This is a genomic window from Pedobacter sp. BMA (assembly GCF_001027745.1).
In the GTDB taxonomy this organism is placed as follows: Bacteria; Bacteroidota; Bacteroidia; order Sphingobacteriales; family Sphingobacteriaceae; genus Pedobacter.
On the sequence record NZ_LECU01000009.1, the window covers coordinates 140888 to 166157 of the forward strand.

General features: G+C 41.0%; 27 protein-coding genes and 2 riboswitches. Of the genes, 9 read left to right on the forward strand and 18 right to left on the reverse strand.

From position 1 onward, the window contains the following. Positions 1-180: 180 nt before the first annotated feature. Positions 181-627, forward strand: a complete 447-nt coding sequence (locus tag AB669_RS19740) for a hypothetical protein (RefSeq protein ID WP_047801072.1) — start codon at positions 181-183, stop codon at positions 625-627. 5 nt (positions 628-632) lie between these two features. Further along, positions 633-1589: a zinc-binding alcohol dehydrogenase family protein gene (locus AB669_RS19745; protein ID WP_047801073.1), complete on the forward strand. Its 957-nt coding sequence runs from the start codon at positions 633-635 to the stop codon at positions 1587-1589. 119 nt (positions 1590-1708) lie between these two features. On the opposite strand, the gene AB669_RS19750 is transcribed toward AB669_RS19745, so the two are convergent. From AB669_RS19750 to AB669_RS19775, 6 genes are all read right to left on the reverse strand, one after another. After that, positions 1709-2851 carry a TlpA disulfide reductase family protein gene (locus AB669_RS19750; RefSeq protein ID WP_047801074.1) on the reverse strand — a complete coding sequence of 381 codons (1143 nt, stop codon included), beginning with the start codon at positions 2849-2851 and terminating at the stop codon, positions 1709-1711. Between the two features lie 70 nt (positions 2852-2921). Next, a complete protein-coding gene (locus tag AB669_RS19755) occupies positions 2922-3629 on the reverse strand; it encodes a DUF4397 domain-containing protein (protein ID WP_047801075.1) in 708 nt (235 codons plus the stop codon). Positions 3630-3655: 26 nt separating this feature from the next. Further along, positions 3656-5149 carry a RagB/SusD family nutrient uptake outer membrane protein gene (locus AB669_RS19760; protein WP_053058497.1) on the reverse strand — a complete coding sequence of 498 codons (1494 nt, stop codon included), beginning with the start codon at positions 5147-5149 and terminating at the stop codon, positions 3656-3658. Between the two features lie 27 nt (positions 5150-5176). Continuing rightward, a complete protein-coding gene (locus tag AB669_RS19765) occupies positions 5177-8473 on the reverse strand; it encodes a SusC/RagA family TonB-linked outer membrane protein (RefSeq protein WP_197082449.1) in 3297 nt (1098 codons plus the stop codon). Positions 8474-8809: 336 nt separating this feature from the next. Further along, positions 8810-9973: a FecR family protein gene (locus AB669_RS19770; protein WP_053058498.1), complete on the reverse strand. Its 1164-nt coding sequence runs from the start codon at positions 9971-9973 to the stop codon at positions 8810-8812. Further along, on the reverse strand, positions 9934-10605 hold the full coding sequence (locus tag AB669_RS19775; RefSeq protein WP_047801078.1) for an RNA polymerase sigma factor: 672 nt from the start codon (positions 10603-10605) through the stop codon (positions 9934-9936). The genes AB669_RS19770 and AB669_RS19775 overlap by 40 nt, the downstream gene beginning before the upstream one ends. Before the next feature lie 427 nt (positions 10606-11032). Here AB669_RS19775 and AB669_RS22380 point away from each other — a divergent pair, with 427 nt between their 5' ends. The 3 genes from AB669_RS22380 to AB669_RS19785 all read left to right on the forward strand — a co-directional run bounded on the left by AB669_RS22380 (position 11033) and on the right by AB669_RS19785 (position 12576). Further along, positions 11033-11206, forward strand: coding sequence for a DUF6496 domain-containing protein (locus tag AB669_RS22380; RefSeq protein WP_197082450.1), 174 nt, complete (start codon positions 11033-11035; stop codon positions 11204-11206). 101 nt (positions 11207-11307) lie between these two features. Continuing rightward, positions 11308-11487: a hypothetical protein gene (locus tag AB669_RS19780; RefSeq protein ID WP_156166810.1), complete on the forward strand. Its 180-nt coding sequence runs from the start codon at positions 11308-11310 to the stop codon at positions 11485-11487. Between the two features lie 45 nt (positions 11488-11532). Further along, positions 11533-12576, forward strand: a complete 1044-nt coding sequence (locus tag AB669_RS19785) for a hypothetical protein (protein WP_156166811.1) — start codon at positions 11533-11535, stop codon at positions 12574-12576. Between the two features lie 115 nt (positions 12577-12691). Here the strand turns inward: AB669_RS19785 and AB669_RS22255 are convergent, their stop codons facing one another. Further along, positions 12692-12862, reverse strand: coding sequence for a hypothetical protein (locus AB669_RS22255; protein ID WP_197082451.1), 171 nt, complete (start codon positions 12860-12862; stop codon positions 12692-12694). Positions 12863-12906: 44 nt separating this feature from the next. Next, positions 12907-13149: a hypothetical protein gene (locus tag AB669_RS19790; RefSeq protein WP_047801081.1), complete on the reverse strand. Its 243-nt coding sequence runs from the start codon at positions 13147-13149 to the stop codon at positions 12907-12909. 382 nt (positions 13150-13531) lie between these two features. Between AB669_RS19790 and AB669_RS19795 the strand changes: the two genes are divergently transcribed. Continuing rightward, positions 13532-15439 (forward strand): glycoside hydrolase family 97 protein, encoded by a 1908-nt coding sequence (locus AB669_RS19795; protein ID WP_255352169.1) that lies wholly within the window; start codon positions 13532-13534, stop codon positions 15437-15439. Positions 15440-15626: 187 nt separating this feature from the next. Here the strand turns inward: AB669_RS19795 and AB669_RS19800 are convergent, their stop codons facing one another. From AB669_RS19800 to AB669_RS19820, 6 genes are all read right to left on the reverse strand, one after another. Beyond that, a complete protein-coding gene (locus tag AB669_RS19800) occupies positions 15627-16607 on the reverse strand; it encodes a glycerophosphodiester phosphodiesterase family protein (protein ID WP_047801082.1) in 981 nt (326 codons plus the stop codon). Between the two features lie 139 nt (positions 16608-16746). Beyond that, positions 16747-17907, reverse strand: a complete 1161-nt coding sequence (locus AB669_RS19805) for an esterase (protein WP_047801083.1) — start codon at positions 17905-17907, stop codon at positions 16747-16749. Between the two features lie 94 nt (positions 17908-18001). Beyond that, positions 18002-19297: a voltage-gated chloride channel family protein gene (locus AB669_RS19810; protein WP_231582721.1), complete on the reverse strand. Its 1296-nt coding sequence runs from the start codon at positions 19295-19297 to the stop codon at positions 18002-18004. Between the two features lie 65 nt (positions 19298-19362). Continuing rightward, positions 19363-19428, reverse strand: a riboswitch (Fluoride riboswitch). Between the two features lie 63 nt (positions 19429-19491). Then, on the reverse strand, positions 19492-19635 hold the full coding sequence (locus AB669_RS22500) for a DUF2256 domain-containing protein (RefSeq protein WP_082120743.1): 144 nt from the start codon (positions 19633-19635) through the stop codon (positions 19492-19494). Next, positions 19622-20101 carry a DUF4385 domain-containing protein gene (locus AB669_RS19815; protein ID WP_047801084.1) on the reverse strand — a complete coding sequence of 160 codons (480 nt, stop codon included), beginning with the start codon at positions 20099-20101 and terminating at the stop codon, positions 19622-19624. Before AB669_RS19815 ends, AB669_RS22500 begins: the two co-directional genes overlap by 14 nt. A gap of 11 nt (positions 20102-20112) precedes the next feature. Further along, complete coding sequence (locus tag AB669_RS19820) at positions 20113-20451, reverse strand: hypothetical protein (protein ID WP_047801085.1); 339 nt, start codon at positions 20449-20451, stop codon at positions 20113-20115. A 252-nt stretch (positions 20452-20703) separates the two neighbouring features. On the opposite strand from AB669_RS19820, the gene AB669_RS19825 reads away from it, so the two are divergent. Then, entirely contained in the window at positions 20704-21066 is a 363-nt protein-coding gene (locus tag AB669_RS19825) for a response regulator (RefSeq protein ID WP_047801086.1), read from the forward strand. Positions 21067-21159: 93 nt separating this feature from the next. Here AB669_RS19825 and AB669_RS19830 read toward each other — a convergent pair whose 3' ends face one another. After that, on the reverse strand, positions 21160-21444 hold the full coding sequence (locus AB669_RS19830) for a hypothetical protein (protein ID WP_047801087.1): 285 nt from the start codon (positions 21442-21444) through the stop codon (positions 21160-21162). A gap of 116 nt (positions 21445-21560) precedes the next feature. Between AB669_RS19830 and AB669_RS19835 the strand changes: the two genes are divergently transcribed. Beyond that, entirely contained in the window at positions 21561-22631 is a 1071-nt protein-coding gene (locus AB669_RS19835; RefSeq protein ID WP_047801088.1) for a S41 family peptidase, read from the forward strand. Between the two features lie 246 nt (positions 22632-22877). Here AB669_RS19835 and AB669_RS19840 read toward each other — a convergent pair whose 3' ends face one another. Next, the gene (locus AB669_RS19840; protein WP_047801089.1) at positions 22878-23264 is read right to left on the reverse strand and encodes a hypothetical protein; all 387 of its coding nucleotides are present in this window, start codon (positions 23262-23264) and stop codon (positions 22878-22880) included. Between the two features lie 233 nt (positions 23265-23497). Between AB669_RS19840 and AB669_RS19845 the strand changes: the two genes are divergently transcribed. Beyond that, positions 23498-23680: a hypothetical protein gene (locus tag AB669_RS19845; protein WP_047801090.1), complete on the forward strand. Its 183-nt coding sequence runs from the start codon at positions 23498-23500 to the stop codon at positions 23678-23680. On the opposite strand, the gene AB669_RS19850 is transcribed toward AB669_RS19845, so the two are convergent. Next, entirely contained in the window at positions 23677-24126 is a 450-nt protein-coding gene (locus tag AB669_RS19850) for a MaoC/PaaZ C-terminal domain-containing protein (RefSeq protein ID WP_047801091.1), read from the reverse strand. The two genes, AB669_RS19845 and AB669_RS19850, sit on opposite strands and share 4 nt — an antisense overlap. A 207-nt stretch (positions 24127-24333) precedes the next feature. Further along, positions 24334-24795 (reverse strand): Lrp/AsnC family transcriptional regulator, encoded by a 462-nt coding sequence (locus AB669_RS19855; RefSeq protein ID WP_047801092.1) that lies wholly within the window; start codon positions 24793-24795, stop codon positions 24334-24336. 175 nt (positions 24796-24970) lie between these two features. Next, a riboswitch (cobalamin riboswitch) is annotated at positions 24971-25157 on the forward strand. Positions 25158-25270: the final 113 nt, after the last annotated feature.

Below are 25270 nucleotides of genomic sequence, written 5' to 3' on the forward strand. Positions count from 1 at the left end.
ATCTGTATCCAAATAAATACGGTCGTAATTTTGTCTGGGCTTTTCGCTGGTTTTTGGTCACTCAGACTTGTTTGGAGTAATGGACAGATAAATACCTGAATAAGTTGAAAACCATTCATCAAATAAGTCTGTTTTGTGATTGACTATTAAGCGGAATCACCGTTGCGATCATAAAAACATATGAAAAAATTACATCAGATATTTGCAGGATTGGCCGGAGCAGTGGCTTTAAATCTATTGCATGAGGGCTTGAAAAAGACAGGAAGAGATATGCCTAGGATAGATTTGCTTGGCGAGGAAGCTTTGAATGACATCCTCGGTACAGTGGGTGGACATATTAAAAATGAAAAACAACTTTATCTGGCCACGCTTGCGGGCGATATTCTGTCAAATACATTTTATTACAGTTTGATTGGTGCAGGTGGCAAAAAACACATTTGGTTAAAAGCGATCTTCTCCGGACTTAGTGCCGGAGTTGGTGCAACAGAACTTGCGAAGCCATTGGGGCTTGACGAAACTACTGTTGCCAGGAGCAATAAAACGAAAGTACTTACCATTGCTTATTACTTAAGCGGCGCACTGGTTACCGCTGCAGTACTAAAGGCATTTCAGAAAAATAAAATTTAATTCGAATGAAAGCAGCAGTATATTCAAAGAACGGAGGGCCAGAGGTTTTCTCCTATACCGAAGTAGCAGACCCCAAACCTGGCTCAAATCAGGTACTGATTAAGGTGGAAGTGATCAGCATTGAAGGTGGCGATCTGTCTAACCGTTTGCTTTCTGCGCCACCTACCTCAAATTACATTGTGGGTTATGCTGCATCTGGAGAAATTATTGAGATTGGCGCTGACGTGAGTGGTTTTCAGGTAGGGCAGAAAGTGATCACTTTTAGTTGGGCGGGTTCGCATGCTGAACTTAGGGCCGTTGATGCCGCTTCCACTTATGCGATTCCAGAAGGAATGGATCCACAACTGGCAATAGCTGCATTCATTGGGGTGGGAACGGCTGCGCTGGCCATTCATTTGAGTGCTATACAACCTGGTCAGCGGGTGCTGGTAAGCGGTGCAACCGGCGGGGTGGGCAATGCAGTTGTTCAATTACTTGTGAATGATGGAATTGAAGTGATTGCTACCGGAAGAAGCGCAAACACGCTCAGGTCTTTGGACGAATTCGGTGTGTGGAAAACAGTTGTTTCGGGTGAAACACCCATCCATGAACAGGTGAAAAAAATTGATGAGCATGGCGTAGACGTCTTTATTGATACAGTAGGTATGGAAGTACTGGTGGATGGCATGAAGGCGGTAAAAAATGGTGGTAAGGTAGTGTTGATTGCAGGAAGGGCGGGGGAAGGAAACTTTATTGATCCGCTATACATCCTGTCGCACCGCCTCACCGTGATTGGTTGCTTACTCGGAGCGGTAATGCAGGAACCATTTGTAGGTGATCTACTTCACAAATCCCTTCGGTGGGTTGCAGAAGGTAAAGTAGAAGTGCCCATTCATAAAGTATTTAAGCTTGCTGACGCGGAAAGTGCACATCGTGAAGCGGAGAAGTCGGGGAAATTCGGAAGAATTTTGATGGTTCCTTAAGCAGGTTAAGATAAAGCTAAAGTTGCCCAAATGGGTAGCTTTAGCTTTATTTTCGATTAAAAAAAGCGCCTTTTATTACAGAGGCGTTTTACTAATTCACCCAAAACAATTTGATTTAATTAATTAAAAAGTTTTTTCAAGGCGGTATTTAATTCTTCTCCCCGAAGGTTTTTTGCAATAACTTTCCCTTTAGGGTCTATCAAAAAGTTTTCTGGAATTGCCTTTATACCATACATTAGCGCTGCAGTGTTCTCCCATGCTTTCAGGTCTGAAACTTGTGTCCAGGAGAGGTCATCAGCCTTTATCGCATTGATCCAGGCTTTCTTTTGTGCTGATCCATCCAGGGATACACTTAAAATTTCGAGGCCTTTATCTTTGAAGCGCTTATAAGCGGCAACAAGATTTGGATTCTCTGCACGGCAGGGTTTGCACCAGCTTGCCCAGAAATCAAGTAACACATATTTTCCTTTAAATTGTCGGAGTGCAACCATATTTCCCGAAACATCAGGCTGTTCGAAATCAGGAGCGGCAGCTCCAATGTGAGTGGGCTTTACGCTATTTTGTGCTATCTGTTTGCTATCAAGCGATTTTTTAAAAATTACAGCTCTGTCATTCTCTTTTACCTTTGTGCTTAATTTGTCGAAAAGATTTGATGCCTGACTCAGGTTATTATTATTGGCAATATATGATTCCAGCGCATAAACACTAACTATGGAATTAAGGTGGCCGCTAATAAATTTTTGATGTGAACGGTCATATCGCAACATGAGTGAATCAATCTGACGGGTAGCCTGATCGCCTGATATTTTACGATCAATGGAGAATGACTTCAATACCTTTTTAATTTCATTGGTGATTGGCGTCATGCCTTTAATGTAACTGGCGTAGTCATCGTTGATTTTCCCTCCGCTAATTTTTGCGGAGGAAAGAACACTATCGCCAGTTATTTTGATATTTCCTGGTTCGAGATAAAGCTGAAGCATATTTTCTTCACTGACTTGGTTCAAAAGAATTTTCGTTGAGTTCTTTTTTATTATCAGCGTGGCATTTACAGGCATGTCAACAGCACCCCTGAATTCAAAACTACCATTGTTCAATAGGGAAGAATCAACTACCATTTTTTTTCCCGGTAGCGTGTAGGTGAGCAACATTTTGGCGGGAGTAGAAAAGCTTCCGATTTTTCCCTTCAAAGTATAATTAAATGCCTGTGAGAACCCCAGCGCGGGGACGAGGCAAAGCAAAAGCAGTGATTTTATTTTCATAGTCTGATAGGTTACTACTTACCTTTTATAAAAGTTTTGGTTTGAATTACCGGATAAATTAAGCTGCCATTTAATAGTTAGCCATGGCATAGATTCCGAAAGCATCACTGCCGCTGGTAACTCCAAATAAACCTTTGACGACCAGGGTTATGTTTTTAAATCTGGAGGAAGCCACACTTATCGTTCCGGTAGCAGGAAGGGTATAACTGGTGAGGATGGTTCCGGCTGCATTTCGTACCTGAAACACATTACCTCCTGCCGCCAGACGGGTCTTTAAGTCAATATCGCCAAATGAAGTAACTGATTTGTAGGCAATATTATTAAAGAGGTTAACACCCGTTGATGATCCTAAGGTTACATTAAGCGGCTCACTGTTCAAGGAGCAGTTTACAACCCTAACCCTTAAAATACTATCCTGGCTGTATGGCGGAATTTCATCTTTAACAAATATGCCTTCAGGCGACGTAGCCGGCCCTACCAGAAATAAGGAATAAATCCCGCCATTTACAGTGGCATGTGTTTGCTGATAGTAAGGCTTACCGGGGTTATTGGTAGGATAAAGCATTATTTGCGTTTCGCCAGCCAGTACCTGGAAAAGTTTGTAGCCGTATAAAGTTGCACTATCACGCACATTAGAGTTTAGTTTAACATTTTTGCCCGCCACCACTGCATCAGCTACGTTCAATGAAGCGAGCGGTGTAAATGTGGGGCCATCCTTTTTACATCCTTGTAAAAAGAGGGCTGTAATAATGGATATATAGATGATGTAAGATTTCATAATTAGGGTTTAATTGATAAGTGAGTTTAATAACCTGGATTTTGCTGTCCGTTTAATAGCGGGCTGCGGTCAATTTCGAGTTGGGGAATTGGGTATAGGGCAAAGGCACTGTTCCAGTTGTTTGATGTAGACGTAGTGATTACTTTAAGCGGAGTAACTGCGCTCATCACCGCATCTATAGTTCCTGTTCGTTTCAGATCAAGCCATCGGTGTCCCCATTCCGTAAATAGTTCAACCTGTCTTTCTTTCATTACCGTAACCATCAAATCACCCTTTGCAAGCGTGGGGGAAACAGGCGGAAGGGGGTTTGGAATGGCAGTAGTTTGGGCGGCCCGGGCCCTTGCTCTGAGGGCGTTAAGATCTTCTGCTGCAGAAGCGGCCTTCCCGAGCTGAGCCCTTGCTTCCGCACGGATCAGGTATTGTTCAGCTAACCTGAGCATCATCGAATACTCAGCGGTAGCAGTGCTCGTACTTCCAATTTTATACTTGGTGGGATAATAATAAGTTGTTCCTGATGCAGTAACAGCGCCTATCCAATAGCCCACTGTTCCACGAAGATCGCCTGGTGTGAATGCAGCCAGCTGTTGATTGCTGAGGTATACCGGAGTGGTGGTGTTCGGGCCGGATGCGGTTAGATTGAAAACCCTTCCTTCGGCAGTATTTGCCAAGGTAAGCGTTCCGACAGGCTGTATAGACCAGATGGTTTCCTGGCTATTCTTCAAAAAAGCATCGTTAAGGGGCGTTAGGCGGTACAAGGCAGCATTCGCGATTACTGAAGTAGCCTGTGCTTCAGCTTTTTCATATTCTCCGGTATAGAGATAGCAACGTGCAAGTAAGGCGGTTGCGGCCCATTTATTAGGACGAACGCGTTCAGTTGTGGTAGCCAGTAAAGTACCATCTACGTAACTTTCGCTTAAAACCGATTGTGCTTCAGTTAGATCCTGAATGATTTGTTGGTAAACCTGGGCTTTAGGCGTTCGGCCTGTTTGCTGATTTTGCGTGAAATCGCCCGACAAGGCCAGAGGCACATCACCGTATAAATTAACCAGGTAAAAGTACATAAAAGCACGGGTAAATTTCATTTCACCAAGGAGTTGGACTTTAACCCGGGGGCTGAGCTTATCAGCCATGTTTAGGCTATTAATGGCTACATTTGCATTAAAGATGAATGAGTAACATTGAACCCAGGGCGTAGCGTTACCCGCTGTAAGTGAGTTTTGATAATATTTTAACAAGTCATCGTACCCGGAGGTAGAGGGAGGGAAGTTGGTAAAAAAGCTTAACTCATCCGCCGATAATCCGGCCCGGAGTCCAATGCTTTTAAATGGATCTGCAGGAATATTCATGTTACTGATTGTGGCATAAATACTCGTTACAGCTGCGATGGCTGTTCCATCTGCGGCAAAAGTAATTTCATCAGTAAGCAGGTTTTTTGGCAAACCACCATCGGTGAGTTTTTTACAGGCGGTGCTGCAAAATATCAGGCCTGTGAGTATAATAAGGGAATATTTTAATTTCATCTCAGTATTTTAAATTCTTTGTATCTGTTATAATCCTATTCTGGCGCCAAATGTAAATGTCTTTGAAGCCGGGTAACTGTTATTTGAATTGAATTCGGGATCCCTGCCATAATAATTACTGATGGTGAGTAGGTTCTGACCCAAAACAAAAAGCGATGCGTTACGTAAGAAAACTTTTTCTGCCCACAATTGAGGTACTTTCCATGATAAGGAAGCGTTACGCAGCTTAATATATGATGCACTGGTGTAACCTGCATCATTATATAAATAAGAGTTATTAAAGGAAACACTTGAATTGGTGGTGTAAAGCATTCTTTCTGCAATATCACCAGGGTTTTGCCAGCGGTTGGTTACAAATATAGGTTGATTATTAGCAACTGCACCGGCTAGCGTAGTGGTGAAGTATTCATTCTTGGCTTTTTTATTCATGAATTGGAAAAGAAAGTCAAGTGAAAAGTTTTTGTAGGTAAGTGTATTTTGAAATCCTCCGTAAAATTTGGGATTCAGATCTACCGAAACATAATCTGTTGTGGCATTCGGATTCATTGTTGGATTCCCTTTGCTGTCTGAATAAACATATTGCCCTGTGGCAGGATCGACACCGAGGAAATGAAACTGGCGACTGATGTTAACAGATTCTCCGATAACAAGTCTGCTGGCGTAAGAAGAGTTGGCCAGGTTGGGAAACGAAACTAAAGTGTTCTTTGGCACCGTAACGTTTATTGAACTGGTCCAGCTGAAGTTTTTCGTTTGGAGATTAGTGGTGTTTAGCGCAAACTCCCAACTTGTATTTCTAACTACTGCGGGAAAGTTGCTGCTAACGGTTCCAAATCCACTGGCATAATAAGGAACAAGATAAGCGAGTAGCTGGTCGGTTGAGCGGTTATTGGCATAGTTCACTTCAAACAATACCTTGTCTTTAAAGAAGCCGGTTTTAAGGCCAATGTTGAATTTACTGGTTTCCTCCCAGTGCAAATCCGGAGTGGCTATTCTGGTTAGGGACAATACAGGAAGACCCTGGTAGGTTCTTGAGGATGCGCCATATGTGGCAAAATATAAATTATTGTCAATTTGGTCGCTTCCTGTAGTACCATAGCTTACATTTAACTTACCGAAGCTTAACCAGGCGAGGTTTTGCTTTAGCAGTTCTTCTTCTGTAAATATCCATCCGGCGCCTATAGCCTGGAAATTATGAAACCGGTAATCAGGGCTAAAACGGCTTGTACCATCGCGCCTGATGGTATAGTTTAGCAGGTATTTGTTTTTGTAATTGTAATTTATTCTTCCAAAAAGTGCGCTGTATTTATAAACCGACGAAACTGTACCGGCACCCTCAAGTGTAGTTGCGCCTATAATCGTTTGCATGAGTTCGTCGCTAACATAACCTGAAGCATTTGTTACCTGTCCTTGGCTTTCGTTTTGTTGTGCGCTGGCACCGAGCAGGATATTTAAATTCCCCCAGTTTTTATTGATCTGATAATTCAGTTGCGGCTCAACATTCCAGCTTCTGGTTGCATTATCTGCGAACTGGGATGATCGGCTCACAAAAGGCCTTACGTAAGGCTGATAACTGGAAAGCGGTGTAGTAACAAGTTCATTTGAATTCAGGTCATTGTAACCTAAATTAGCCTTTAGCTGAAGTCCTTTGAAAAGCTGGTAGCTTAGTTCGGCATGGGCAATCAGGTTCCTGGTTTTGTTAATGTTGATTGCCGATAAGGAAGCAAGTGGATTGTTTCCATATAGGTAAGACGAAAGCCCGTCAGTATCCACAGCAAAATTTAAGGTACCATCGGCATTATACAAAGCCGGAGCATTGGGGGATAAAGCCGGAACAATTGCTGCTACAAAATTGGTAGAACTGGGAAGGGTGTTGGAATCATTCATATAGCTCCCGCCGAACTGAACCTGGAATTTCCGGTTTTTAGATGTGCTGCTGATATTGAAATGTCCGGATGCTTTCGTATTTTCGAAATTACCCGGTAGGAATGATCCCTGATAAATGTACCCGCCACCAATAACGTATTGAATATTGTTATTACCGCCAGACAGGGTTAGCTGATAATTAGAGAATGGACTCTTCTTATTCAGCACCTCATTTTGCCAGTCAATGTTTCTATTGTTGTCATACCCGTAAAGGTTTAGAATATCATATGCGTTTGCCGGGGTAACAACAGCATTTGTGTTTTTTAGTGCCTCCCTGCGCATTTCTAAATATTGAGTGGTATTAAGTTTATCAAATTCATTGGTAAACTCGCTAAATCCGCTTTGCAGGGAAAGGTCAACCTTCATTTCTCCGGCTTGTCCGCGCTTGGTTGTAATTAATATTGCACCATTTGCCGCGCGGGACCCGTAGATTGCCGTCGCATCTGCATCTTTCAGCACATCAATACTTTCGATGTCTGCAGGATTAATAAAGCTTAACGGATTGCCGGGTGTTCTGCCTGAATTTCCAAGATTCCCGCCGTTTAGGCCTGTAGTCAGCAGTTGCGGTGGATAAGGTACGCCATCAACAACGTAAAAAGGATCATTTCCGTTAACAATACTGTTCTGCCCTTGTACACGTACAGTAATGCCGCTATTTGGGCTTCCGTTACTTTGACTGATTTGCAGGCCCGGTACCCTACCCATTAAAGCGAGGAGGGGATTAGCAACTGGTTGCCGTGCCAGATCTTCAGCTTTTACGGTGCTGATGTTGGACGTGCTGAGTCTTTTGGAGGTTGTTCCATATGCTTGTATCTGGACCTCATCAAGTTTGTTTGTTGCAGTCTTCAAAACAATGTTGTTTAATGGGGCATTTGCTTTTACTTCAAGTAAATCAAATCCCAGATAACTGATCTGGATCACGTCGGTCTCCTGAATGTTTTTCAAGGTGAATTCTCCATTCAGGCCGGAGATTACAGCTCTCGATTTTCCTGTAACTTTTACGGTAGCGCCGGGTATAGGTTTTCCGCTTTCATCCACGATCTTTCCCGTAACATCAATTTCCTGAAACTTTTTTACAATACGATCGAGTATGGATTCTTCTTTGGCTTTCAGGATAACCGTTTTAGAATCCAGTACATAGCTTAGTGGCTGGTTTTTTAAAATAATTTCCAGCACATCAGAAAGTTCACCATGCTTTACAGTAATGGTTATCGGACCTGCAGTTTTAAGCAATTGCTCTGTGTAAATGAAATCGTAACCTGTTTGCTTGCTGATGGTGGCTAATATAGACTTCAGCGGCGCATTTGAAGCGGATAAATTTACCTGTTGGGCAAAGCCAGCCGCACTTAGCTGCATAAAAGAGGTGACTAATAAAATAACGGTTAACCGCATAATGAACATGATTTTATGGTATATAGGTGGGCATATACCAGGATTTTTGATCCGGATTCGAAACATTTTGTCGTTAGTTTTAAAACTAAACTACTCTAAGTCGACAAGAGACAATAACCATTGCGGGGAAAGGCAATTATTATTAAGTTTGTTTAGTTGGTTTGAGCGGCACCTTTACTTTCCACGGCTGAGGTGACGCTATAATAAGTTGATAATTTTGTTGACAGGCCAACTGGCCAGAAGTTCTTGCTTCTGGCCTTTTTTTTGGACCTAAAGGTCTTTTTTTGGGATGCTATTGAAGTAGTTGTTTCTGATACATAGTTTGTTGGTTTTGGTTAAGTTGATTTATTTGAAGACGTAGATCTTTTTTCCTTCTGTTTTAAAATGCACGCCACCAGTTCTTTCTAATACCCGTAGCACTGCGGACACGTTTTCAAAGCGGGAAATTTTTCCGCCAAAGGTAACATCCGGTGGCGGGGTGGTGTAAATGACCTCCACATTGTACCAGCGCTGAATCATGCGCATTACTGACTGGATATCATTATTTTCGAATATGAATTTATTATTTTTCCATGCAGCGGCCAGGGTAGTATCTGCATTGGAAACAATCAGGGAGCCAGTTGGATTTAGCACAGCTTGCTGACCCGGCTTCAATGTGAATTTGCTATCATCGCTGCTGATGCTAATACTACCCTCTACTAATGTGGTTTTTGTAGCTTGTTCATCTGGATAGCTATTGATATTAAATGCTGTTCCGAGTACTTCAACCCGCTGGCCTTTGCTCTCCACTATAAAAGGCATGGATTTATTTTTGGTGACTTTGAAAAAAGCTTCACCCTTTAGCCTTACCTGGCGCCGTAGTCCGGTAAATTTGGCGGGAAAATCTAACTGAGATCCCGCATTTAACCATACTTGGGTGCCGTCTGATAAAGTAAGCATATACATATTTCCGTTATCTGTCCATGCCGTGTAAGTTTTTTCTGCTGCAGCGGTACCAGCAGGCTCCAGTTCGGTTCCATCGTTATAGCTCAACTGCTGATTACGAACAACAAGGCCGGTTTTAGACCCATCTAAACTGATTACTTTTCCGCTGGAAAGGCGAAGCCTTGCACCAGACTTACCCGGCGCTATATCATTGTGGTATGTAATCTGATCACTATAGCTATCGCTTGTAGTGTAAAACCACCATCCAAAAAATATTAAAACACTTGCGGCGGCTGCTATCGGGATCCATTTCCCGGTAATTTTGAAGGTTTTTCTGGTTTGGGATTTTTCATGAGCATTCATTGAGTTAATCAACCTGTGATGGGTTTGTAGTTTCAGAATCTCACTGCGGATAGGAATGTCGTTTTCATTTTCCAATAAGCTCGCTGCATCCAGTGTTAAAACATGGTTCCATTCGTCAAGAAATGTTCCTGCTTTAATAAATGTGAGAACCGTTTCCAGTTCTTCATCTGAGCAGCGGTTGTTCAGGTACTTTTCAAAAAGGTTGACGATGTTTTTATCCAAAATGTGCTTTTTTTATAGATAGTACGTTTGGGAGAAAAAAAACATCCAATGAAGAATAAAAAAAATAAAAATAATTTCCCGCTACGTTTTACGATGTGTTCACGAACCTGATGCAGCGCCTTGCTCATGTGTTTATTTACAGTGCTTTCGGTAATACCTAGCGCCATCGCTGCCTGCTTATAACTCAGGCCTTTTATTCTGCAATAAATAAACGTTTTTTGTACCTGAGCAGTAAGCAGGTTCACAGCCTCATTGAGAAGTGCTTTGCTTTCATTATATTCCAGCAGTTGCTGTGTGGATTCATCTGCTTCAAGATAGTATTTTTTGATCTCAGAAATTATTTCCGACTCGTGCCTGGTTCGTCTGAAGATATCGAAAAGGATACGTTTGCCGATAACAAATAAGTAAGGTTTAAATGGCTTTGATGGGTTTAATTGATCCCGGGTTTGCCAGATTTTAAGAAAAGTATCATGGACCACATCCTCTGCCAGAAAAGGAGATTTTGCTGCCCGCTGTAAATAATAATTCAACTGATCGCTGAATGCATCGTATAACCTGCTGAGTGCATCCTGATCTCCGGATTTTAGCCGAATTAAAAGAGCCTGTTCTTCCTCACTATTAAGATACTTCATTTCGCATGACTAAATTACACATTTTGCAAAATATAAGCATGCCTGATATGCGAATGTTGCGGTAATTTCTATAAATATTCTTACATTTTGTAAAAGAGATGCTAAAAACAATTCATTCATAATGGCATTTCATTGCTTTAAGAGATTTCTTTAAAGAAAGCTCAATCTCACTCCATTTTAATACACCAAAGCAAGTTGCTTTGCCAAACCCGCCATAGCACGTCGCCGAACTGGTTATTGAAATCCTGATTAAAGTTGATTCTAAATATTAAGAAAGTAAAAGATGGATAGCCCTGATCAATATTTCAATATCACTTTTTCAAAACCTTTTTATTTTTTGAAGGGTTCTAAAAAAGAGTTATTACAGCGGTTATAACACCCTAACGGTTATGGCATTTCCATTTATCTGATCTTAAAAAATAACATTATGGCAAAGTATTCGAAAAAGGCTGGCGAAAAAGTTGAGCAGGCCGTGCATGAAGAAAAAGAGGGAAAACTAAAGACTGGTACCGGAGCTAAAGTAACCTCTAAGAAACAAGCAATAGCGATCGGACTTTCTGAAGCGAGGAAAGAGGGTGCGAAAGTACCTAAGAAGAAATAGATTATGATTAAAGATAGATTTGAAACGAATCATTTTATCTTAGGAAAGGGAATTATTTTCAAACCTTATGAAGATTATTGATGTTCATTATTAAAAACAACATGATGAAAGATAACTATGACCCAAAAGATGGCGAAGATGATAAAGGCCAGGCAAAACAAAGTCCAAATGAGGAAAAAGAAGTGGATGATAATGATGTACAGCGAGGTTTGACGGGCGAAACTGACGATGAAGAGGATGTGGGTGGCGATTTAGCCGGAAACGCAGGCGGGAACGCATAAGCATTCAGCAGCCAAGCCGCAGTATACACTAACAAAAAGATTAATATGGGGCAAAAATTACACTTCGCTTCGTTGTGTTTAATAGTATTAAGTACGTTTTTATCTTGTAAGAAGAGGTCAGAAGATCCAATTCTCCCCACGCCGCAGCCATATGATATTTATGCAGCAGGACGTGAAGGATACGTGGCTAAATACTGGAAAAACGGCAATGCAGTTACACTGGGTGGAAACACCGGATCGTCAGACGCAAATGCAATGGTGGTATCTGGCGCAGATATTCATATTGCAGGATATGAAATCAATGCAGCAGGAAAGTATGTAGCCAAATACTGGAAGAATGGCACCTCAATATCATTAACTGACGGTACAAGAGATGCATTTGCCAACGATATTGTTGTATCTGGCAATGACGTTTATATTGCCGGTCAGGAACTATCTCCCGGCGCGTCTACTTATCAGGCAAAATATTGGAAGAACGGGACACCCGTTGCGCTAACAGATAATACGCAGCAGGCCGTTGCTACAGGTATTGCATTAGTAGGCAACGATGTATATGTAATCGGTGAGCGCAGAAATCTCGACTGGCTTACTACCATTACCTGCTATTGGAAAAACGGACAGTTGTTTGATCTTTCAGACCGGAGCCGGGCGGCGGCTGATCAGGCGATCGCTGTGTCGGGCAATGATTTATATCTGGCTTGGTCAGAAAGTTATAATAACTCCGGTCAGTCGCAAACCCGCTATAGTAAAAACCTGGGGGCTCCTGTCCTGATTGAAGCAGGATCTGCGGATGTGCGCGGAACATCAATCGCTGTAAATGGAAATGATGTTTATATTGCCGGATTTGGGCTGAGCGCCGCAAACAATGCGATTGTGGCGAAATATTGGAAAAACGGATCACCGGTTATTCTCTCCAGCGGACCTGAAAGTGCTTTCGCGTTGTCTGTAGCTACATCAGGAGTTGATGTGTACGTAGCAGGCTACAGTGATGCTGGTGCGGCCCAGTATTGGAAAAACGGCACGCTTGTGTCGCTTACTAATGGATCACAAGCCGCACTGATCCGCAAAATAGTCGTGGTAAAAAAGTAACAGAGCATATATCGGCTACTTTTGTATGATGCTGGCACACGCATAATGCGTGCGTCAGGCCATCAATATTTCAGCGCAAGGATTACCAAATCTTAATCGCGTTACCATACAATCGCTAGGCAGGATCGTCATCCGGATTTTCAAAGTCCGCTTCATCATCTGGTTTATTGGGATTATTTTCGAGGTTTTGATCAGATAAGTACTTATCGTTCCTCTGTTCTTCGTTGTTCTCTTTGCCGGCAGTTTCTTTGTCGGCATCTTCATCATGTTTTTTCGATTCGTTCATGTCCATTTATATTTTAATGTAGTGATTAAGAATAATTCTGTGCATTATTCGTGGTCAGCATCGCTACCTTTTTCCTGTTCCTGTTTTTGATCTTCTTGGGCACCCTCACCAGATTCCCGGTCACTGTCGGCATCACTGCCTTTAACCTGTTCTTGCAGATCACCGGCAACAGCATCTGTGTCAGAGGGATCATATTGTTCTTCAGGATTGGATTCAATCTTTTGGTGGACTTGCTGGATATCGTTCAGGATGTCTTTTTCACTTTTACTGTTTTCCGGACTGCTCATGTTATAGGTTTTAGTATTAGAAAGACAAATGCTATTGGGAAAAGGTTTGGGTTATTTGATAATAGTGAATTGCTTGATGTGGTGTTTCATGTATAGGTGTTTGTTTACGACTTTGGCTTAATAAATTTAGGAGTTACTAACGGGTAGCTTTCAACTGAATTTTTCCAATAATCGTAACTTTTGTGATGGAACTACGAATCTGTAACTACTGAAGTTGCTTTAATGGAAAGTGAATCTTATTATTGATATACCTGAATTGAAAATCAGTTTGGAGAGATTGGAAGCCAAATGATGCAAAATACTTATAGATGCTGTTATGTATGATATCAAAATGAATAGGAAAGTTTTTATGCTGTTTTCGCTTTTTATAGTGTTAGGGACTATGAAAAGCAGGGGGGCGGATCTATCTTCCCCGGATGGATCAATTAAAGTAAAAATAAACGTCATGGATAAAGTATATTACAGTATATACCGTGACGACACTCCGCTTATAGAGGGCGCTAGCCTGGGAATTATTACCGATCAGCGGTTTTCAGGTAAGGAGATAAAGATCCAAAGCAATAAATTTTCGCAAACATCGGGTGAATTCAGGCCTGTTGTTCCGTTAAAGTTTTCCAGGATAACCGATCAGTTCAATTCATTATTGATTCGTTTGAACACAGGATATAGTGTTGAATTCAGGGCGTATAATGATGGTGCTGCATATCGCATCGTCAGCAACTTTAAAGGAGACCAAAATGGAAAAGTTAAGGTTTTAAATGAAGATGCAAGTTTGAATCTTCCTGATGATTACTTACTGCATTTACAACCCGCTAAAGATTTTACTTCAAATTATGAAACCAACTACATCCATTTGGACAACGGAAGATGGCAAAAGTCTGGCCCAATGGCCACACTGCCAGCCCTGATAGATACCAGAAAGGGATTTAAGTTGCTTTTTGCTGAAACTGACGTTAGGGATTATCCATGCATGTTTCTTAAAGGCAATGGTTCCAAAGTTAACGCGGCATTTTCAAAAGTTGCACTGGAGGATAAGCAAGAAGGTGATCGGTTTATGAGAATCACAAAGGAAGCCGAGTATATTGCCCAAACAGATGCTAAAAGGACCTATCCCTGGAGGTATTTCATTATCTCGAAAAGTGATAACGAGTTACTGGAAAGTACATTGCCGGTAAAGCTTGCTCCAAAATCCGAACTGACAAATACCAGCTGGATTAAGCCTGGAAAGGTAAGCTGGGAATGGTGGAATGATGCCGCACCTTATGGAAATGATGTGAATTTCGTTTCAGGTTATAACCTGGAGACTTATAAATATTATATGGATTTTGCATCCAGGAATGGCATTCCATATATCATTATGGATGAAGGGTGGGCAGAGAGCGTTTTTGATCCTTACATCCCTAATCAAAAAGTCGATTTACACGAGCTGATCAGATATGGGAAGGAAAAAAAGGTAGATATCATATTGTGGCTTACGTGGCTTACAGTTGAAAAAAATATGGATCTGTTTAAAAAATTTGAAGAATGGGGAATAAAGGGTGTAAAGATTGATTTTATGGACAGAAATGATCAGTGGATGGTTAACTACTATGAAAGAGTGGCTAAGGAAGCAGCAAAACATCATATACTTGTTGATTTCCACGGCTCGTTTACCCCGAAAGGATTGGAACAGAAATATCCGAATGTGATTTCATACGAAGGTGTGAGAGGTATGGAACAAATGGAGGGCTGTCAGCCAGATAATTCCATCTATCTACCTTTCATGAGGAACGTGGTTGGACCTATGGATTTTACACCTGGTGCAATGATCAACATGCAGCCTGAAGTTTTTGGCGGTAAAAGGCCAAACGCTGCAAGTGTGGGCACCAGGGCTTACCAGCTTGCATTATTTGTATTATTTGAAAGTGGTGTACAAATGCTATGTGATAATCCAACACTATATTACAAAAATCAGGAGTGTACAGACTTTATTACTCAGGTTCCTGTGACCTGGGACGAGACTAAAGCAATAAAAGCAGAGGTAGGGGAGTTTGCTATTGTTGCAAAACGGAAAGGCAATAAATGGTTTATCGGTGGAATTACCAACGGTAAAGAAAGGACTTTTGATTTAAAACCCGATTTTCTGACAAAAGGTAAATCTTATGAAATGACTTCTTTCGAAGATGGAATTAATGCTGACCGCCAGGGGATGGATTACAGGAAGAAAAGCCAGGAAGTGAATGCTCATTCAACCATTCCTGTGAAACTCAGCAGAAATGGTGGATTTGCGGCTGTTATTACGGAACGCTAACGCAGATACCATTGGTTATCCTGACCGTGTGAGGAGAGCGGAGGAAGTAATTGAGAAGGCAATACGCGAGGCAATCGTTGCTGTATCAGGCCGATATAAACTGGAAAAGAGCTCTTCTGAGCTCTTTTCGTTTGTTAATATGAATGTATTTTGTACGGAATGATATGTTGTGAAACCTGACGGATGATTATTTCTTTTGATAACTTCCCACGAGTTTGATTAGAACATCGGGGCTATTAGTGATGATTCCATCGACACCAAGCTTTTGTAAAGCCAGCATATCATCTTCTTTATCAACTGTCCAGGGAAGAATCTGCATTTTCTTTGCGTGTGCCTGTGTAACCATTTCTGCGTTTACCCCGGTATAATACGGGCTATAGATAGCTGGTACAAAGCCTAAGTTTTTCAGGTCCTCTTCCAGACCGAATTTTTTCGCATTCATCTGTTTAAAATATACCTCAACCTCTTTGGCTGATAACCCATATTGCTTTAGCTGTTCTTCGGTTAGATTCATTTTTCCCTGAACCAGAAGTGATAGCTTAATTTGAGGGTAGCTTCGGTGCAGAACTTTAAGTGTTCTTACATCAAAAGACTGAATAACCAGACGTTTATTAATCCCTTTGGTATTGATTACATCCATCATGGTTTTAACAAAAACTTCTGGTGTGGGATTGTATTTTCCATCACCAGCAGGTGAAGATTTGGTTTCAATATTGTAATAAACCGGTTTGAGTTTGTTCTTTTTTACGTAGCTTTCTACACTGTCGATCAGATCACTCAATAATGGCTTATGGGTTTTGAGTTGCTGTTGATTAGGGAACATGGAGTGAGGTCGTAAACCTGAGCTATATCTGCGGATGCTGTCATAGGTCATTTTGAATAAACTCAAATCTTTTTGCTCTTCTTTCGTTACAGCAGAACCATCAGGTTTGCTCATAAAAACCGCCGACATATAAGGGTCGTGGGAAACCACTACTTTCCCATCGGATGAGATAACGACGTCGAGCTCCAGTGTTTTAGCCCCTAGCTTTACCGCATTAAGCATCGCCGGGATGGTGTTTTCCGGAAGCAAGGCCATCCCACCACGATGTGCCTGAACGTCGATTTTTTGCTGGGAAAATGCTGTGCCGGATAATAACAGGCCAATAAGTAAAAGTTTTGTCTTCATGATTAGTACGGAATAAAATATCCCGCAAAACTAACAGTGCGGTATACGCAGCGGTATTACGGGAATATTAATTTTGTGCTAACATGATAAAGGAATGAAGCATCTACTTTGGTTCTATCTCATAAAAAAGCCTCGTCAACTATTTGAAAAGTTGCTGACTAAAAGTAACAAGATAATCTCTCCAGTTCGACCAGGTGTGGCCTCCTTCACTTTCCGAATAAGTATATTTCACACCGTATTCGTCTAGTTTTTTCCGGTAATCTGCTACTGATTTGTAAAGGAAATCCGTTTTTCCTATGCCAATCCAGTATAATTTTAAACCGTTGCTGAATTGTTTTTTAAGTGTAACATCAAAGTTTTCGTAAACCGGAGATGTGGTTTTGCTGAAAGGCATGATCGCTGGAGAAAAAAGACCAACATAATCGAATGTTTTAGGGTAAAACCTGCTGATGTGAAGGGAATGGAATCCGCCCATGGATAAACCTGCAATGGCCCTGTTCGCCTGATTAGCATTTACCCTATAGCTGACTTCAATAAATTTGAGGATATCCATAAATGTTTCTTCCATTTTTCCGTCCATCGTGTGGGGCAGTTGCATGGTTGGTTTATACATGCCCTTCGAATCTTCTCCTGGTGCTGCACCTTGTGCAACGTTTCCATTGGGCATCACCACAATCATCGGTTTAGCTTTTCCCTGCGCAATAAGGTTATCTAAAATCTGGGCAGTTCTTCCCAGAGCCAGCCAGGCTTCTTCATCTCCACCCATACCGTGCAGCAGATATAATACCGGGTATTTGTTTTTCCCTTCCTCATAACCCGGAGGGGTATAGATTGAGATTCTTCTGTTTTTTTCATTGCCCGGAGATTTATACCATCTTTTGCTCACTGTTCCATGCGGCACATCTTTTACCAGATAATTTTCGGCTTTTCCATCTGGCACAATAACCACGTTCACTACGGATGCCACATCTCTGATCTGATAAACGTTATTGGCATCCCGAATTTTGAGTCCATCAACAATAAATGAATAGCTGTATAATTCTGGCTTCACAGGAGGGGTAGTGTAAGTCCAGAGGCCATCGTCCTGTTTGTTCATCGGAACCGGGTTATTGTGCCCAAGCATGTCACCCTGCAATTCCACCTTTTTTGCGCCTGGGGCCATCAAACGAAAAGTAATACTTTTATCAGAGTTGATTTCGGGTGAAGTAATTTCCTTATTATTATTGAAATTTAAGTTCTCCTGGGCCTGCACCTGAAGGAAAGTACACAAGAGCATTGCAAAAAGTAATTTCTTTAGCATTGTGAATATATATTAAATGTTAACGTGATATATTTTTTAAAAAATGTCTCTGTCTGTTGAATTATCATTTCTCAATCAGCTTAATATAACTTTTTTATTCTTTTGATGATGGTACCTTTTGTTTTGATTTAGAAAATAATTTAGGAATGCCGGGTTCCTGTGCGGTATATATCCCTGCTTGTCCGCTGAAAAGATACGCGGTAAAACAGGCTACAGCAAAGAAAAGAATGTACTGACTGCCAAACAACTCAACGCCCATTACCGTACAGGCCAGTGGTGTATTCGTTGCACCAGCAAAAACCGCTATGAAGCCCAGTGCTGCGAAAAGGCCTACAGGTGCATCCATCCATCCGGCAAGGGTGTTGCCCAATGTTGCTCCGATGTAGAACAGGGGCGTTACTTCGCCACCCTTAAAGCCTGTTCCAAGTGTGATAGCGGTATATATGGTTTTCCATAGCCAGCTGAAATGCTCAGCACCTCCGGCATGGAAGGCAGAGGCGATGGTTACAGCACCCTTGTATTCAGGATCAACCCCTAAGCTCAGGTAATCGGGTTTGCCCAATAAGAGCGTTAAGAGGATGATTGTCAGTCCACCGCATACAGGAATCAACCATTTGTTCTTACCTATGTTGGAGAAGAAGGACTTCACCAGGTGTATCGCCAATGAAAAAATGTAGCTTGCCAGTCCGAATGCAATTGCCGACAAGATTACCTTGAAAAGTAAAAGCAGATTTACCGGAAGATAATCAGAAAGAAAGTAGGATGAATCGGGTATGATATCAATTCGGTATGGGGTGTGGTGTATGCCCCAGGCAGCTACAGTTAAATCGCCAACAATTCCGGCAATCAGGCATGGAAGTAGAGATGTATAGTTAATCTTTCCGATTACCAATACTTCCATTGCAAAAATAGCCCCCGTTAAAGGGGTTCCAAAAACTGCACCAAAGCCTGCGGCAATACCGGCCGTGAGCAATATGCGAATTTCATGTTCGTCAAGTCTAAACCATTTTCCAAAGGTACCGGCTATACTTCCTCCGATTTGTACTGCGGTACCTTCACGCCCGGCAGAGCCTCCGAACAAATGGGTAATGATAGTGGTAACCAGTATCAATGGAGCCATCACCATCGGAACACCGTTTTCAGGCTTGGTGATTTCTGTAAGGATAAGGTTGTTGCCTTTTTCTGAAGATTTGCCGGCAACTTTGTAAATCAGGTGAATAACAATACCGGCAAGCGGAAGCAGGTATAGTAACCATTTATTGGCAAACCTCAAATGGATTGCCCCCTGTAATAACCACAGGAAAAGGGCAACCATGCTGCCGATACTAACGGCTACAGGAATGGTGATCAACGTCCAGCGCAAGGCATAACCAAGGCTCTGAAACTGCATTTTTGAGATTATTCGATTCAGGTTATTCATTAGCGGAATTACCATCGGGATTTCATTATCCGCGATACTTTGCAGGCGCCATCAGCTTTGAAAAGCGGTTGAATCGGAAGGACACCATTTCCGTAAGTCAAATATAAAAAAGATTTGCCTTTTTTTGCATCAGGACATGCTTATCGGCTTATTACAAGAAATAATTACGCAGATTTCCCTCGTCTGCATTTTTCGGAGCAGTATTTTACCTGTTCCCAAACTTTTTCCCATTTCTTGCGCCAGCTAAAGTTGCGTCCACAAACCGTACAGCATTTTTGAGGAAGGTTTTGTTTTTTAACCCCTTTCATCTTTCCACTGCTTCTTTAGTTTTACATATTTTTCATTGGCTTCTGCTGATTTCCACCGATCATAAAAGATAGACGCAGATATGGCCTTTTGTGCATCGCCGGTGCCGCGTTCCAGCTGGCGGTAATCCTGATCGGCATCATACTTCTTTCCCCCTTTGTAATTGGCATATCTTCTTGCCCGGGTATAACCCATCTGCAGGTATTTGCGGGCCATGTCGGCTCCAACAAAATCATCCGCTCGCAAATACTCAAGGAAAAGTTTATATATTTTTTCGCTGCTTTCGTTGGCGATATCGGGTGTTTTAAAACGCCAGTATCGGCCAATTTCACTTTTGTATGGCTCGCAGATCAGCACACCTTGTTCACCCTTGCCTACTCGGTAGGCCTCAGGATGAACTCGGTAGTCGATATCAGGTTTCCATTCGTATTTAGAATGGTCAAAATTGAGATAGCTGGGTTTGTCCATCTCTGATCTTCTTATCCCTGATTGATATGGTCGTTCAGGTAGCTCTCGGCACTGATCAGGTCGTTGTCAACCTGTTCTCTTGCTGTTGCCGATTCATAATGTAGTGAATCCTCCGCGAACTCACTCAGCAGCGTAAATTTAATTTCACCTTCTTCGGACGCAGCAGGGGCGGCTTTACCTATCACAGTAAATATGCCCTCTATACCTTCGTGCACAAAACTGTACTTCACCTGAAAATCATCCTGGTCATCTGTCGGGATTTCCGCAATTTCTGTGTACGCTCTCGCCTGAATCGTTTCAAGTCCTTGTTTCAATAATTTGATTGCTTGTACTTTTTTATCTGCTGTCATAGGTTTTGTTTTTATTTCCTGTTTAACATTTCGCTGTCGCTAAAGTTTTAGAATTGCCTGAATAGCTAAATAAACAAAGCTGCTTTCATCAAATTCTTTAGCCTGGTTTTAAGTAAGATCAAGATTTAAATTGCGCTGTAAGTTTCAGCAAAAAATTAATTGCATCTTCTAAACAATTCGCAGGTAGATCATGTTGAATAAATATGGGCCAGTTGATCTTAAAAAGGGTTTTGGTTATAGAGGAGGAATAAAATGAAAAAGAAAATATGTGTGCTGGAAGATGATCACGCTATCCGCGACGTTTTAAATATTTTATTATCAGAAGAAGATTACGAGGTGAGCATGTTTTCGTGCATTAAAGACCTGATGAGGGCGCGCCACCATTATACGCCGGATCTATACCTGCTTGATGTCCGTTTGCCTGATGGAAATGGAATAGATCTTTGCAGAAAAATTAACAATGATAAGCATACACACGATATACCAGTGGTGATGATGAGCGCTAACGTAAGTTCGCGCGAAATTGGGATTGGTTGTAAAGCGAAAGCTTTTGTAGAGAAACCGTTTGATTTGGATCATGTAATCGACAGCGTGGAATTTGCCATGCGCAAATAACGATAGGAATCAAATACTATTTCCATTTTTTAGAACCAGAAGAATGTAATTATCTGGTGCCTGACGGAAGGCTACTTGTAGCGAATGATATCGCTAATTGGGCATTGAACTGGAATCAGGTTTTAACAGAATAGAATGACTATGATTCGGGCCGAGGATAAAAATAATCCTTAGTTCGGCGTATAAAGCTACGGAAGCTTTCGCCAGGGCTTGTCTGGCAAATTGTATCATCGCAGGCTCATCGCGAAAACTCAATGCTGTCGGAATATCAAATGCAATAATATTTGGTTTACCTATTTTAATGCTGATGTCAAGATCATTCAACACATTTTCCAGCTTTCCGGCTGCACGCACAAGATCGTTTAAATTTAGTACCATAACATAAATCTTAACTGGAGAAACACTTTTGAGGCATTTTAGTTTGCGGTCGCGGAAAAATATGCAACCAAAGTCAAACAAATTTCGTCTACCTTCAAAATTACTTATATTTTGAAATGAAAAACATTCTTAACTTAATCCTGCTATTGATTTTTTCTCTGGGTGCTTCAGCTCAGTCTGTTAGTGCGAAGAAGGAAGAGTCAATCGTCGAAACATCAGGTCGCTCCGTTCAGGATAGCATCGATACTTTTTATAAAGAACTTTTTAAGGCCTTAAAGATTGGCTATCTGCATCGCAAATCAGTGGACTGGAAAAGTGTGGAGCCTGAAACCTATAAGCGTTTGGCGACTTATAAAAGCTTTAAAACTTCTCTTAATGAAATTAGTACCTTGTTTGATAAGATCAATGCGACGCATTGTTTAGTGTACCGTAGGGAGGGCAAATATTCAGCAACGCATAAGGTGATTGCAAAAGACCGCTACTCCGCGCAATGGAAAAAGAAATATGATACCAGACCAGCGTTTGAGGTAAAAGTACTGCAAGGGAAGTACGGCTATATTTTAGTCCCTGGTATGGTGTTCTTTGACAATAGTGCTGAAAATATAAGTCGCATTGCGCAGCCTTTATATGAGCAGATTGCTCAAGTCAAAAACAATGATAACATTGAGGGCTGGATAGTAGATTTACGGTTTAACACGGGGGGTAACGCAGCCCCTATGCTGCTGGCGCTGTATGACCTTCTTGGTGATCATGATATCTGGGGTGAACTTAATGTAGATAAGAGGTCAGTAAGTAAATATAAGCTAGACAAGGGCAATTACATCCAAAAATCTAAAGTTATTTCATCTGTATCTCCTAATGGTCGTTTATTAGATCAGGCGAAAGTGGCTGTCATCACCGGATTGTTCACTGGAAGTTCGGGAGAAATTACCGCGCTGGCTTTTAAAGGCAGAGCTAATACGCGTTTTATTGGTGAAAACACGGCTAGCTATACTACAGGCAACGTTTCCTGGCCTTTGCCATTTAATACCACGATGGCCCTGACTACAGGGTACGACAGCGACAGAAATGGGATTTACTATGATTACATCGTACCTGACGTGGCAGTATCAAAACAAGATAATTTTGATGATCTATCACTGGATGGCAACATCATCGAATCGATTAAATTCATAAAGGGAGGATGAGAAATATTTATTTGCCTTAACAATCAGTAACATACATTAAAAAGCAAGTGGTGCGAAAACAATATCAGCTGAGTATGGTTTATATGCTACCTATGAAAAAACAGGTCGAAGAACTTTGGGTAGTTCAAGATCAAAAATGGCCATCATGCGTAATGGTGGCCATTCCTAAAGTGAATTTGTTTGGTTAATTATTTATATGTGAAAGGCAGTCGTGAGATAGCCTTTTTTTATTTCCAGCCATCTGGATTATCGTTGCCTGGTGATGTGTAAATTGTAGGTTTCATGTATTTGCTCATCAATTCTCATTAATTTAAGAATCACGCCAGCGGGAACGGCTTCATTCACATTCCATTTCCAAAAGATATTGTCGGGTACATGTTCAAAATTGAGTACCTGATTACCCGATCGTAATTTCCAGTAATAAACTGTACTTCCAATAGGTTGCTTGTCCTCAATATAAAAGGTTTTTTTTTGCACATCCTCAAGGGTAACGTGATCGGTTTCTACCGGTGCTAATTTCATGGTTTGCTCATGTTTCCGGGCTTTAATGCCTTTGGGTACATAAAGGGAAGCGAGTAGTGATAATGGTATAACCAGAATGGCTAATGCAATTAAAAAGTGTTTAGGTTTCATTGATAAAAGGAAAATTAATTCTTCAAAATTACCAATATGGCAAGCCTTTGTAAATAGCTCAAAAAGGCTATCCTGGCATGAATATGAAAGCTAACGTTTTTCAGCAGTAGGGCTTATGCCGTAACTTGAAAAGCTCACATCAGCTTAAATCTGTATGTTGAGTAGTTAATGTATTTTTATTAACATCTGATTAATTTCTTCCGATTGATAAACGGGTTTTATAGCTTTGTACTATGCAGGAGCTATCTTTATCCATACAGATTGATCTTATCGAATTAAAGGCCAGATATGCCTTTATTATGGATGAATTAGGTGAGAATTTTTCTGATGAATACCTGATGCAGCACCAGGTTAAGCAGAAACTATCACAAGAGATGATTCGTGAGATGTTCCGCATCTTAGCGTATCAGACCTAATTAAAATGATATAAGAAAACCACGTTACCTGTGTAAGCAGTTACCGTTGATCCTTTAATATCGAGATCTGCCTGAATAACAACTTTAGTGATCCCGCGAAGATCGGAGATTGATATCAGCTTGGCGCGCAGCATTACCTCGTCATCAACGCGGACTTCCTGATTAAATTTGAAATTCTCTATCCCGTAGTTTACCTCCATTTTAACATCCCTGATGTCTGCTATTTGTTTCCACAAATAAGGGATCAGCGATAACGTCAGATACCCAGGTACAAATTCAGAATCAACTGGTGCTTGTTCTTTAGCTTTACCGTTGTCACTTGTGTAATTATCCGTTGCATCAGCAAACCTGTTGGTTTGTTGCTGGTTTATTTTGTGCCATTTGGATTGCCCAATTTGGATTCCTAAATAAGACTTGTATTCTTCAAAACTACTAATAATCACCATTAGCTTTATAATATAATATCAATACAATCTGGACGTAGTCTCAAAGTTTAAATATCTCCGCTGAACATTCCCATCTGAATAAAAAGCTAATATATCATAATAATGGTTACCAAGTTTTATTTTTGCCAATTGACGAATGAAATTACCTCGTTTTAGATAACTTTCTATCGCTAGAAGTTCAGGCTGAGACTCAGTAGATAAGTAAGTTTAAAAACTAATGTTGTGTGTATTTTTAATTTCGGCCATAGCAAAAGTACTGTGTGTGCTGCCTATACTTTCAACAGAACCAAGTTTATTGAATACAAAGTCCTGATAGTGTTTCATATCTTTGGCATAAACCTTTAGAATAAAGTCGTAGTCTCCCGAGACATTATAGCATTCCACCACTTCATCAATATTCATAATATCTTCTACAAAGCGGTTACCAATTTTCTTGTCATGTTGCTTCAGCTTAATGTTGCAGAATACGATGAATCCCTGATTGAATTTCCCCGCATCCAGAATGGCAATATATTTTTTGATATATCCGGCGGTTTCGAGTCGTCTGATCCTTTCGAAAACTGGAGAAGGGGATAGATTTACCTTTTCTGCAAGTTCCTTATTGGTGTGTTTTGAATTGTTTGCGAGGGTCTTTAATAATAACAAGTCTGTTTCATCAAGTTCAGTCATCAGAATAATTTTCTTTAAAGGAGTTAAATAAAATTTATGAAAAGTTTTATTTGCTTTAAATATAGTTAAAAATAGATAATATAACTGAACTTTACATTTTTAAAAGAATAATGATCTTCAGATGTATTTTTGTTGCAGTTTAAAGCTGATTTGTAATAATTAGAGTTCTTTGCATATTTCAACAATTGAAAAAGGTTTTACATAGCTGTAAATGAAAAGGGAATCGTGTGTAAATCACGAACTGTCGCGCAACTGTAAGTAACAAAAAGGTTTTTATCCAGGGATGTCCACTGCTCATTTGGCGGGAAGGATGATAGAAACTGTTACAAGTCAGGATACCTGCCTGTTTCGAATTGACGATGCTTTCGCGATTGAAGCTTAAAGTCAGATGAGTACTTATGATGGTAAATCCTGCTGGATGAGCCGGGCTATCGCCTGCGTCTGTGTTTTTCTTTTTTTCATTCTATGCGAAACA